The following is a 12,012-nucleotide window of genomic DNA, read 5'->3' on the forward strand; positions in this document are numbered from 1 at the left end:
GCTTGTTGATGCGGTGCCATGCTGTGCAGTCTTTCAGGAGAAGAAGTCTCTGAGCCGCTCCCTTGACGTCACCAGGGCCCAACTTTCCGACATGCTGCCTCGCTTCGAGGCGAAACGATTCAGGGATTTTCACTTCGAGGTAGAGGAAAAGGAGGCACACGGCAGATGGCCGGTGCGAAGCTGCGGCATGGGAACCGCCCGGCTTTGATTTACCTGCTGGCGATACTCCCAGGTTGCTACGAAACCGCCGCAACCACCTTTCAAATGGACTTGCGGTTGGCAGGCATGGGTTCGGTCGCCTTGGTGTCCCTATAGGAATCGGGTTCCGCTAATTCCTCGCCCAATGCGGCGATTACAGCTGCCATGCGACCACGCACTCGTGAAGGAAGATGCATCAGCCCCTCGATCAGGCGCCGGCCTTCCGCGCTTGCAATGAAGTCGATGCGCTCGTCGACAGGCAGGGGCGAAGCTTCACGGCTGGTCTCATTCCCAGGCAGGCCTTCGAAGAAGCGACGGACGGGGACGTCCAGGGACCTGCCGATCTCGTAGAGCATGGAAGCACTCACGCGATTCCTCGCGTTCTCATATTTCTGAAGCTGCTGGAAGCTGACACCTATGGATCGGGCAAGCTGTGCCTGCGAGACGTCTGACTGGACGCGAATGATCGCGATCTGCCTGCCAACATGCTGATCGGTGGGATGAGGCGCGGTCTCCGCTCCAGCCCTTGTCAACACCTCAAATCTGGTGCGCTTCGATTCCGGAAAAGCCTTCTGATGCTGCATATATCACTCCAGACTGGAGAGTTCGTCGCGGTATGCTCCGGCCAAACTCACCAAACCTCCAATGAACAGGGAGTGCGAAACCTTCCTGGTCCGCTTTCTGGCCTTTGGTGGATTACGCGAATGGTCAGAGAGTTTGATGCCGGATTTGCGGCACCAATCGCCAGTAGGGTCTTGCGGCCCGGGGATACTCGTCTCAGCCGCAGAAAAAATACCTTAAGGGCGGCATTGAAGATCCGGTTCACCAGCCTTTCCAACCCCATCTTGCGGCGGCTGCACGCCGACCGCGAAGAGAAGCATGAACTCGAGCGGAAGCTCTCCCGTCCCAAACCAATCACGGATCCCGAATCTCCGAACGTCGATTGTCGAGAATACTCCGTGGTGAAATACTCTTCAAGGCACTGCTCTCGTATCTATGGAAATCCGAGAGGTGTTCGCGCGCAACCTGAGAACTTTGCGGCAGACCAAAGGCCTGTCACAGGAGGAGCTTGCGCATCAGGCAGGGATCGATCGCACCTACATTAGTGCGTTGGAACGCAACGTGTATAACGCCAGCATCGACGTCGTTGATAGGCTGGCCGAAGTGCTGGGCGTGGACGCCGCGGAATTGCTGAAGCGCCCCTCAGCTGATCTGCAGGGAACGAAGTCGGAGCTTGACGAATAAAGAAGTTGATAAACTCAACGTGTGTAAGCTGCCAAGTCTACGCACATGGAAATGCTCGAACTCGCGGCCGAAATTTCGGTCGCTTGCGTCGGGAGAAGGCAAGGTGGAAGCGCGCTCAGGTTCAGCCAGCAATATCTAAGCGGCCTGGAACGTGGTCGTCGCAATCCGACGGTCATCACGCTGCAGTAGCAAACCGATGCGCCTCTTGTGAGACGCGTTACGGGCACACAAACTAACCTTCTGCGTCCAATATGAGGCGCATACCCAAAAGTTCATTACCCGACCGTGCGTGCGCCGGTCGCATCATACCTCCCAAATCGTCGATTGAAGGACTGCCTGCTATGCGAGGTCGAGTTCGCCGCGCGACTCCATCTCTAAAAGATATCGGGCCTTGGCTAGGCGATCCCCTCCCCCGACGGCAGGATAGCCGCAGATGGCGAGAGCGCCCTCTGCTCTTGCCGGCTGGCTCTGGCGGGGTCGCCGCTGCCACCGCCTAACTCGTATAGGGCTTTGCCGAACTCAGCATAAGCTATCTTGTGCGCGTCAAGCAGCGCTCGAAGACTCATGGACAGTTCTTGGTCTCGGCTCGGCGGCTCTGCACCAAGCGCCGCCGTAACCGACGAGGAACGACTGCGCTGCCGGAGTGGAGGTGCAAGCTCGTCGGTTGGATCCTAGACATGGCAACCTCTTCCATTAGCATTGATGCCCATCACGCCAGTGACGTCGAACCATCAAAGCGTAGCACGACGGTTTGCGCATTCGTGTCAGGATCAACACATCCAAGCAGTCGAGAGCCAGGGCGGCTGGGGCGATGCGTAGCGCCTGCATCTTAGGATGCCGTGCCTAACCGCCCTGCGGAAGCTCCGATTGAGCGCGGGCTTGTCGCGACCGGCGCTTCCATTGGGGCGGTGAAGCCAATGTATCCGCCGTGCGGAGGATGGCGCCAGCCTACAAGCCTGCGCTCGGCCGGCATCCTACGGCCGGCGCTGGCGACGTCGGCTCTACGGGCCGAGCTGAAGCCCCTCTGCTGCAGCGAGCCGTTCGCCGATCCGGGGGGACTTCGGGCTAGGTCGGCGAGGTTCTAACGTGGTCTATCCAACAGCTCGTTATCTACCGACGAGCGGCCACCTCAAGAACAGTCTCTGACCACGCCCTCCTTCCCGGGCCCCACAAAAGCCAGTCGGGCTGCCGCACATCGCACTAAGCTACGGACGAAGAACGAAAATCGACGATCTTGGGAGGTGCAGCAAAGACCCGCACCTCGCGAAAATGCGGCATAACCACTTGAAACAACACAACCGATCGACGCCGCACCTCGCGGCCTTTTATCTCGCCATCGTTCTTCGGTCGTATTTCGTGGCTCTCGCTCGATAGCACCAAAACTCGCTCTGCCACGCGGGAATACCCGGGTGTCCCCTGTTGCGCTAAGAACTACGAAAGGAGGCGGATCGCTTCTAGAGCATACCGCTGATGTGCACTGAGAGCGCCGCTTCAGCCGCAGCCGATCTGAAGCCGCCTTGATGACGAGAGCGCATCTCTGGCACGATCGCGGGCACGTCGGAGTCGCCAGATTTGACCTTAGATGGCACTGGCCGGCGTGTCATATCGACACTGCGAAGGCGTGCCAAAAGCAGTCTGGCTGAACAAAATGGAGATAAGCCGCCGTGTGGCAGAATGACATTCTTGTGTTGCCTGACGATCTGATTGCGTTCGCCTGGTCTGCACCGATGCGGGACTTGGCGGCAAAGCTCGAACTGTCCGACGTCGGGCTAAAGAAGCTGCTGACGCGAAGCGGAGTAGCGTCGCCGCCGCAAGGTTATTGGAACAAAATCCGTGCCGGAAAGAGGGTGCCATCAGTACCCAAGGCGCCACCGCGGCGCCCCGGTGAACTGGGTCGAGTAGGTGTCGACGGCCGCTTCAAAAAGGTGCTGCCTATTGCCGCCCCTCTTGCATCCAATGGGCCATTTGCGTCCGCCCTGGTTCCAGAAGACCTCGACGAACTCCACGCACAAGAGTTGAAGGCGATTGGCAAAGTCTCTGTCCCGCAGACGTTGGACAGGCCCCACAAAGGGCTCGTTCAACTGCTCAAGCAGGAGCAGCGCCGCCGCGACAAAAATGCAGAGCGTGAGTGGAGCTTTGACGAACCCAAGTTCGACAATCCACTAGGCAAGCGGCGGCTGAAAATCTTCAATGCGCTGTTTTTGGCGCTCAGCAAGCGTGGCCATGACGGTGATGCCTACGAGCGCGATGGCGAAGTTCATGCGCGAGCAACCATCGGCGATTCCTATCTTGGTTTGGACATTGGAATAGTCGGTAGCCACCGCACCGTGCGTCAGCATGGGTACCTGCGGCCGGCGCCAGACCTGCCAGCATCAACCCTTATCGCGCTGCGGATCGATCCAGGTTTCGATCGCAAGAATACGGTTTCTTGGCAGGATGACGGTGACGCCAAGCTTGAGTCAAAGATCGCTGAGATTGCGGCTGCGATCATCGTGGCGGGCGAGAAAAAGTTCAGAGCTAGCCTGCGGGAAGCCGAGGAGCGCGCAGAGCGGGAGCGGATCGAAAAGGAAAATCAGCGCCAGGAATGGCTAGCCCAGCGCAACCAACAGCGCCTGCAAAACCTGCGGACCAGCGGAGAGCTACTGCGTCAGTCTGAAGAGATTCGCGCACTTGTTGAGCGCGTCCGTCGCGCGATCCCTACTTGTAGAACCGTGCGCTGACCGCTTTCGGGCCGAGAGTGGACCGACGGCTCCGAGGCTCGGATCGTCAGTAGCGGACCTTCGAACGTCGAATGATCTCAAAGACCAACTGCCAGCTTTCTGCGCGTTAAGCCATGATCGGAGGCGTCGAATGCGAACATGTGTTGAGGGCGGATGTTTCCGGCCTCGGCCCTTTTCGCTCCTAAGTGTGGCCGTGGGATACACCGCCGGTCCCTTGTGTCCCTCCCTGCCTTCGCCCCCAAAGCTGCTGAGGCGCATAGTAGGCTTCTCTTTTGCGCCTCAGATGTGTATGCCTTAATCAGCTCCATGGAACATCTAGCTGGAGCTGATCAAAAATATATGAAGCCACCAACGCAACCTGACTCCGACCGGCCCTTGAATGCCGAGGCGGCCGATCTTTTTGGCTTTGTGGGCATAGCCAGAAGACTCGCACCCGCAATTCTGAAGACGTTCGAAACAGACGGCATGGTCGTTGGCCTGGAGGGGCCTTGGGGATCAGGCAAGACCACGCTGCTGAACTTCCTGCGGCACGAGCTGGACAAGAGCAAGCCGGAGCACATCCACGTCATAAACATCGCGCCATGGCTCAGCGGAGATCGGTCCAATCTCGTATCCTCCCTGCTTATCCCAATAGCGGACATTCTGGATCAGATTGAAAACGCGCACGCCAAACAGAGCCGTTGGAAGCAGCTGAAGAAGAAAGGAACCGACCTCGGCAATCTCGTCCGGTCGTACGGCGCGAAAACAGGGCGGACGTTGGCGCCGGCCGCGCGGTTGGCTGAATATTTCATTCCCGGTGCGAAGATCGCGGGAGACTCGTTGGATTTGGCTTCTGAGTACCTTGAGCAGTCTGAACGCCAACAGACGACTGCCGAAATCAAAGCCAACATTTCCAAGAGGATTTCCGAGCTCAAAATCGGCTTCGTCGTCATTCTGGACGACCTCGACCGGCTTGAGCCCGAACAAGCCGTTGAGGTGGTCCGGCTGGTGAGGTCGGTCGCCGATTTCCCGAAGATTACCTACCTGATGTGCTATGATCGGGCGGCCCTATCCCACGCGCTTATGACTGGCCTGAAGATATCCGATGGAGATCAGTTCCTTCAAAAAATCATCCAGCTGACCTTCACTATACCACTCCCCGAGCCATTCGACTTGCGGGAGCAATTCCTCACAGAGGCTTTGGCCATCTTCGAGGAAGTCACCGGAAGCCCCGCGACTAGTGAGCTCCTCTCCGATCTTAAAGTTGGGGTGGACCGCGAAGGTGGCGCACTACGGACCCCGCGAGAGGTCAAGCTTGCTCTCAACAGCCTCCGGTTCCTGTATCCCTCGATCAAGGACGATGTCTATTTCCCCGACGTCTGCCGGTTGCACCTGATCAAGACAACGAACCCGGCTCTCTATCGTTGGATCGAGGAATATCTCTCGCTACGCTCGGTCCTCGTCACAGGCGATGGTACAATCAGCAGCCACGACAAGAAGGAGATCGGCAAGCGGCTTCAGGAGCTTCTGCCGTCAGACGACGCAATGTCCACGCAGTCAATCTGGAGCCTGCGCCGGTTCATTCCAGGCATCATCAAGAACGACAGTCCCGAGCAATGCGTCTTTTCGAGCTCAAGCGTAGGCGAAGTGAAAAACATGATCGCGCTGCGCCGTCTGGGCAGCCCGATCCATTACCGCTACTACTTCGCGCTGACGTATCCGAAAACGATAATGCCGGATGACGAGTTCAACGCGTTGCTCGCCCTCGCAACGAGCCACACGTCGGCGCTGACGGAGAAACTCGTCGCTCTCGCCCGGAAAAGGAGGTCGTCAGGAAGGAGTTGGTTCGAACATTTACTGGACCGGCTGGATGACGACATGATCAGAAGCCTCGGCGCATCGAGGCTCTCAGGTCTGATAGAAGCCATATCCAACGGCATGGATGTCATCCTTGCCGAAGACAACAGTCCGCGGCCGTTGTCGCTGTCAGTCTCGGATATCGCGGAACGTGTGGTGAGGGGTTGCCTCAAACAGTTGAAGACGTTGGACCACGATGCCTTTACCTCGGCAGCCACCAAGCTCGCCTCAGACTGTCCGTCGCTGAACTGGCTGATCGGGCACTTCATCAGAGACGAGCTTTTCATGCATGGCCTCGTCGGTGAACGGGCAAATCCTGATGGCTCGGCCTTCGACCGTGAGAAGCTGACTGACCTCCTGAATAGCTTGAAGACGCGTGCTACCGCTCAGGTGAACGATGGCGATCTTTCGAAGATGCCGGATCTAGCAGCCTACCTCTTTGGCTGGAGGGACCTGTCAGGCCTGGAAGAGCCAAAGGCCTGGGTCACGAAATTCACCGAACCCGATGAAGGCTTTCTTTTCCTCCTGGACAAGCTGCGCAGTTGGGCCGTGAGCGACCGGGTATATTACCCGCTCCAGCAATCGGCTGTCAGCGTGTTTCTGGATTGGGATGAAACCACAAAGCGACTGGAAACGCTGGCTGACACTGAGCATAGGGAGAAGGTGGAAGAACTCAAGGTCGCGATCGAGCAGGGCAAACACTGAGCACTTGCCGTGAGCGCAGAAATTGATCGGCGGGAATGGCGGGGCAGGAAGGAAGCAAACAAACACCTCAATGGCTCATTGGAGGGGCGCGAAGCGTTCCGTTAGAACGAGGGGCCGTTTGCCGACCGGCAGTTTCTGGCGTTCAAAAAGCGACAGCGGACATTCGATTCGGTAGCTCCGAGGTCCCTGACTGACCCGTTCAAGACCTTCCTCCGACCCCAAAATGCAGGCCCTGATCCAATCCGGACCTTCCTAACACGGTTTCCTTGCCGAAAGCCGACTGTGAGCCCGCTAGAGGACGCGGCGAGAACCAAAGCCTCTTGCTTGTGAGTGAAGAGTTCTTGCACGTTCCGAAGAAGCAGGGGTCTAGTAGAAACAATCCACGCGAATGGGCCAGCTAATGGAGGTGTCGTGAACGCGGTACAGATGCGTGAAATTATCGTGGGGCTGCTTGCCGCAACCTACAACACCGTTGGCGAAGACGGCCTTGCCAGCGCATTCATCCTTGGCCGACGCGATAGGCATCCCGCCTTAGGCGGCATTTCTGTCACGCTTTTCTTCCGTCGAAAGAAGCTGATGCCTGCGGTGATGAAGCTGAGGTCCCTCGGGCCGCCACATCTCCGTTATCTTCCGTTGGGCCATTCCTTTGAGAAGCTGCGGTCTTTCCTCACGGACCGGTACCACCTTGTTGCGGGCAACAACATTTTCAGCCGCGCTGAAACCTCACTCCTGGAGCGGATATCGAAGGAGCAAGTTGACTTGCTTGTCGACCAGTTCGCAGAGAGCGATATCCTCACTCCGCCTCTAGAAACTTGCCTCTTTCCGCTGGTCACCATCCAGATGAGAGATGCGTTTGAGGGGGCGGTATTCTCGCTCTCGACAGCGACTGGTCTTGCAGCACAAACGCCGCTCGCGAACCTGCCACGCGGCTACGTCGATGGTCATCTATTCCCGCCATTCAGCGACTGGAAGCACAAGACCCAAACCCCGACGAGCTGGCTCCTTGTCACCGCTCCATCGCCTGAGGTGGCAAAAAAATATCGAGCATCGATCTTAGGGGCGATCTCCCTCACCGTAATGCATCACTACCGACACCAGTTTACCGGCCGGAAGGTTTTCGGCGGAGTGGTGGGCGTTCGTGATGGATGGTCCTTTTCCGACAGCTCGCCACATACGCCGGCACTCGGCGAGGACGTTGTGCTAGGGGTCGAGGATGGTGTTTGGCTTGAAGTGATTGATAGGGCTCTCGCTTCCAGCAGCGAGGCCGATATCAAGAAGCTGAAATCGCTGCAGTACTTCTACAGGGCTTGGTTTCTACCGGACAGCGAGCGGTTCCCAATAGACTGCATCACGATCGACTCGATGTTTGGGGATGCAAACGGCGCAACGGAGGCTGTTGCGCGCGGGGTGGATGAACTGTTCGGGGGAAAGCTCGATCGTACCCGTGTGCTTCTGCTGATGCGATTGCGGAACTCGGTAATCCACGGCGGAGCGCCGGATGTCTACGATTCCTCGAAGTACGCGAGGTACTACCGAGACTATGGCGACGATCCGATCGCCGACATGAGCGCCCTTGTCGCCGAGTGCCTCCGACGAAAGGTTTTCGATGGGCAGCTTCGAGAGCAACCTGACCCCTACGCTGAAGTGATCGCGCAGGCTGTCGCAGCGGGTAGGTTTCCTGCGAGGGAGCCAGCGGGAATCCTCGCTCCCTTAGCCACGGCGGCGGCGTGACCACTTGACCACTTGCGCCGTCCACAACAGAATTCGTGGCGATGGGATGCAGCTCTGCATGCTCCCCCGGTGCTTCCCCGAGGTTTCAAGGGAAGCTTCCGGAGAGGCCAATGCTTGTTAAGACATCGAAATCGTTGGTGCCGCCGGCAACGTCAGCTATCGGGCAACAGGAAAGATCACCTCAACGGCCGACATCGGGCGCATTGCTGACCGGCTGATTTTGGGCCGTATCCGGACAGTCCGCTTGGGACCCTGGATCGGTGTACTCGGACGCTCGGAGGTCGTCTCGGCGGGGCCCTCTACTCTCGCTTCATACCTGCGCCGACGCAGAACCGTCGTTAGGTGGCCGAGCGGGACAAAACGCGACAGAAAGAAATGGCGTGAGGCCCTACCAATCCGCCAACGGCGGCGATAATTGTGCGAAATGCCGAAGCGATCCCGAAGCCACCAGCTTGAAGCCGAATCCATCCGGCGGTACGAGCAGGCCCTGCCGAGCCGTTGGGTTTGTCGGCGCAAGGACGAGGATTATGGTGTCGATCTCGAGGTCGAGGTCTTCGACGACCGCGACGAGGCAACGGGGCTGATCTTTCTTGTGCAGCTCAAAGCGACCGACGATCCGACAGAGGCGCTTTCAGTTGCGATGAAGATGGATCGGCTCCTCTACCTAGGTAGCCTCGACTGCCCCTCGATCGTGGTGCGCTACTGCAGCGTGGACGATAGCTTCCACTGGAAGTGGCTTTCCAATGTGTTCGCCGAGATCGGCCAACCCGAGACCAAAACCGTGACCATACGCTTCTGCGAAACCGATGCTTGGTCGGACGCTGATCCAGAAGCCATCGTCCGCACGTTTAAGGTGTACCGGACAATCCGCCTGGCCTCGCGACAGCTGTCGCTCGGCTTGGGCATCGATGAGAGGCGCTGCGGTGGCCCACATTCGTTTGAGCTGAGTTGCGCAGTCGCCGAGATCACGTCTTCCTGCCGGATCGTAGGGACGTCATTGGACCCCAGCGAATGCCTCCCCGTCATGGTTCACCTCGACGGCGAATATCTGCGGTCGCGGATAGACATGATCGCGTCGATCACTGTCCACCTTAAGAGTTTCGATCGTCACGAGATTGCGGCACAGCTCTCCTACGTGCTGGCCCACTTCGCATGTGGATATGAGTTCATCTCGCAAGCACGCGATTTGGCAACGCTGATTCGGCAGCGCCGCTACAGATGTCAAAGCCGAAATGTTGCGGCGGTAGTCGCTGCCCGACTGAACGAGCACCCAACTTTGGCAGGTGACCTTGCCGCCCTGAACGGCATCCACGAGCGCCAGGATGAGGCATACCTTCTCTACGTCCACAGCCTCCTGAGCAGTAGCCTTCCCTTCGAAGAGCGTCTGGCCACGGCGTCGAGGTTCTATGTCGACGCGCTTGAGTTCCATGCGGCGGAGACGCCGGAGCGGCAATCGGCGATCCACTATTCCTTCGGGAATGCCCTGCGAATCTCCGGCGCGATGTCGAGGGCTGTCCGGCAGTACAACTTGGCCCGCCGGAAGTATCCCGACTACCTTAGACGAGGCTATTTCCTGGCAGAACTGGCTGCTGCTCTTTTTTTTCGCGGCCGTCACCGAATGGCAGCTACTCTTTACGACCATGCGTATGAGGCTGACGCGAAACCGCAGGTCGCGATCTGCGCGGGTGACGCGCATTTGTTCTGCGGGCACTTCGCCGAGGCGCATCGATGTTACGATGCCGCAACCAATTCTGACGACATTTGCGAAAGCAGCGAAGCTGCGCTGAAGGATTGGATGGCCACTTGGGTGGAACAGTTTTCTTACCGTAACTACCTCACTTACAGTCCCCATATCTGGATGTCGGTCCTTGAGCAGAGCGTCGAGGCAGAGCGGCGCGACCATGCGATAGGGGCCTGCCTGATGTTGTGTTACTTGACCGAGGACAATCTTCCGTTCTGGGCTCGGGCGATCTCGTTGACGACCGGTGGCGAGGACCGCGACCTTCTATTTGCAGTGATCGCTGGCGCGGTATGGACACACGGCCAAGCTGCCTATGCTCTGTTTCGCGACGGTTTTCGTCGAGCGGGGGGCTCAAGTGATGCGCTGCGAAATCTCGACGGAATGGTAGGCGATCTCTTCGCGCAACGGACTTCTAGTAGTAAGGGTGGCGTCACCACACGACTTCTTCGCGAACATCACTACGACAGTGTAGTCGAGGAGCCAACCAATCCCTAGAAGGGGAATCTACGAGGCGACGATTAAAGGTCTTTTTGGCGATGGCTAAGACTACCGCATTCAGATTCGCGATCGCGGACGCCAAGCCCCGGTCCGAATGCTGGTCGTTTTTTGTCAACCACAATGACGTCTACCTAACGAGTAACGCATATAGGCGCATGCTTAAACTCAGCCTTCACCAAAGTGGTGTTTGTCAGGTCGCGCTGTTGGAAGGGTTTTTCGCGCAACACTTGGAATGGCGGGAGGACGGTCCCGATTTTCGTTCGATATTGCGGTGGCAACGTCTCTCGACACAAGAGGACCGGGGGCAGGTTGCCGCCTCAATCCTGTTTGCGTCCGACGGTTTCTGGCCTGAACAGGAAGCCATACCAAATACGAAACAATACACGGCATTGGCACCGCCTCCCCACATGTGCGGGCGGATGGTGAATGTCGTCTACAGCCGCGAGGATCCAAATCGAATAGCCAAGCTTGGAGTATGGACCGACGAACTGCTCTTCTCTACTCAGCTCCCGAGCGGCGAATTCGTTTGCCTTATGCAGTCTATCGAACCATTGCCGGAGGACTTTTTCGCCTTTGCACCCGTTTTGAGTCCATACAGCATTACACTCGGCATCGATGAGAACGAAATGGACGATGCGCGAGGCATATCATGCTTCGATTGTGCGCAACTTTTTGAAGGGCATGGCTGCATCCGCTCGCTTCACAATATGCGCTTGATGTCGGTTGCCGTGGCGAATGAATAGCTTTCGGCTACCTCTAAGGCGGTCCGATAGAGAATCCTGGTATGGCATGGCTTTCCGAAGCAAGAAGACGCTCGAGAAACTAGACGACAGCAGCTTCGTCCCGCAGCCCGGACCTCCGTTGAGCAAGTGGCAAAGGTCTGCTTCCCGCCTAATTCGACATTTTGTCGAAGAGAAGGATGTCTGCTTCCGGGCTGGTCGAGCACGACCATACACGGCCGACTTGCGGCGCAAAGCTGCCGTTCAAGCATGGTACTTGGGAGTTCGTGTCGGCGCGCTATCAGACACAATGTACCAGAAGTCGATCCCTTCAGAGCTATCTAAAAACCGAATCTAGTATCCTGCCTTATCCATGAGCACTCGCAATTCGGGCTGAGGAGCGACCCAGAAAGTTCGAAAAGCTTCCAGGAACCCCAGGGGAGTTGGAGGCGGATCGTACGTTGCGGCCCATAGATATGGCAGCGAACGCCGCAATGAAGCGGCTGTCATCGTCGGCAAAAGAGGGTCCAAATCGGACTGTCGGCGGCTCCGTCGTGCGAACGAAAAATGACGAGAAGCAGAACTTTCGTGTGCGGTTTTTGCACACAACATATCGTAA

Annotated in this window: 7 protein-coding genes and 1 pseudogene; 7 read left to right on the forward strand and 1 reads right to left on the reverse strand. The window is 57.7% G+C overall.

The window, feature by feature from the left end:
* Positions 1–260 precede the first annotated feature (260 nt).
* Positions 261–782, reverse strand: coding sequence for a helix-turn-helix transcriptional regulator (locus tag EN906_RS01170; RefSeq protein WP_127268924.1), 522 nt, complete (start codon positions 780–782; stop codon positions 261–263).
* Positions 783–1,194: 412 nt separating this feature from the next.
* Here EN906_RS01170 and EN906_RS01175 point away from each other — a divergent pair, with 412 nt between their 5' ends.
* The 7 genes and pseudogenes from EN906_RS01175 (at position 1,195) to EN906_RS01210 (ending at position 11,417) form a co-directional block, all read left to right on the forward strand.
* Complete coding sequence (locus tag EN906_RS01175; RefSeq protein WP_127268922.1) at positions 1,195–1,443, forward strand: helix-turn-helix transcriptional regulator; 249 nt, start codon at positions 1,195–1,197, stop codon at positions 1,441–1,443.
* A 120-nt stretch (positions 1,444–1,563) separates the two neighbouring features.
* Positions 1,564–1,626 (forward strand): annotated as a pseudogene (locus EN906_RS37975) (transcriptional regulator); the annotation flags it as partial.
* Positions 1,627–3,107: 1,481 nt separating this feature from the next.
* Positions 3,108–4,163 (forward strand): hypothetical protein, encoded by a 1,056-nt coding sequence (locus EN906_RS01190; RefSeq protein ID WP_127271157.1) that lies wholly within the window; start codon positions 3,108–3,110, stop codon positions 4,161–4,163.
* Positions 4,164–4,502: 339 nt separating this feature from the next.
* Positions 4,503–6,704 carry a P-loop NTPase fold protein gene (locus EN906_RS01195; RefSeq protein WP_127268970.1) on the forward strand — a complete coding sequence of 734 codons (2,202 nt, stop codon included), beginning with the start codon at positions 4,503–4,505 and terminating at the stop codon, positions 6,702–6,704.
* A 411-nt stretch (positions 6,705–7,115) separates the two neighbouring features.
* The gene (locus EN906_RS01200; RefSeq protein ID WP_127268971.1) at positions 7,116–8,435 is read left to right on the forward strand and encodes a hypothetical protein; all 1,320 of its coding nucleotides are present in this window, start codon (positions 7,116–7,118) and stop codon (positions 8,433–8,435) included.
* Positions 8,436–8,859: 424 nt separating this feature from the next.
* Positions 8,860–10,671 carry a DUF4365 domain-containing protein gene (locus tag EN906_RS01205; RefSeq protein WP_127271159.1) on the forward strand — a complete coding sequence of 604 codons (1,812 nt, stop codon included), beginning with the start codon at positions 8,860–8,862 and terminating at the stop codon, positions 10,669–10,671.
* A 158-nt stretch (positions 10,672–10,829) separates the two neighbouring features.
* Positions 10,830–11,417, forward strand: a complete 588-nt coding sequence (locus EN906_RS01210; RefSeq protein ID WP_127269284.1) for a hypothetical protein — start codon at positions 10,830–10,832, stop codon at positions 11,415–11,417.
* Positions 11,418–12,012 lie beyond the last annotated feature (595 nt).

The organism is Mesorhizobium sp. M7A.F.Ca.CA.004.06.1.1 (assembly GCF_003999135.1).
Classification (GTDB): domain Bacteria; phylum Pseudomonadota; class Alphaproteobacteria; order Rhizobiales; family Rhizobiaceae; genus Mesorhizobium.

What these genes read in the sequence shown, in the direction of transcription:
- EN906_RS01170 (WP_127268924.1), bottom strand. Translation starts at nt 782, where the DNA reads ATGCAGCATCAGAAGGCTTTTCCGGAATCGAAGCGCACCAGATTTGAG.
- EN906_RS01175 (WP_127268922.1), top strand. Translation starts at nt 1,195, where the DNA reads ATGGAAATCCGAGAGGTGTTCGCGCGCAACCTGAGAACTTTGCGGCAG.
- EN906_RS01195 (WP_127268970.1), top strand. Translation starts at nt 4,503, where the DNA reads ATGAAGCCACCAACGCAACCTGACTCCGACCGGCCCTTGAATGCCGAG.
- EN906_RS01205 (WP_127271159.1), top strand. Translation starts at nt 8,860, where the DNA reads ATGCCGAAGCGATCCCGAAGCCACCAGCTTGAAGCCGAATCCATCCGG.
- EN906_RS01210 (WP_127269284.1), top strand. Translation starts at nt 10,830, where the DNA reads ATGCTTAAACTCAGCCTTCACCAAAGTGGTGTTTGTCAGGTCGCGCTG.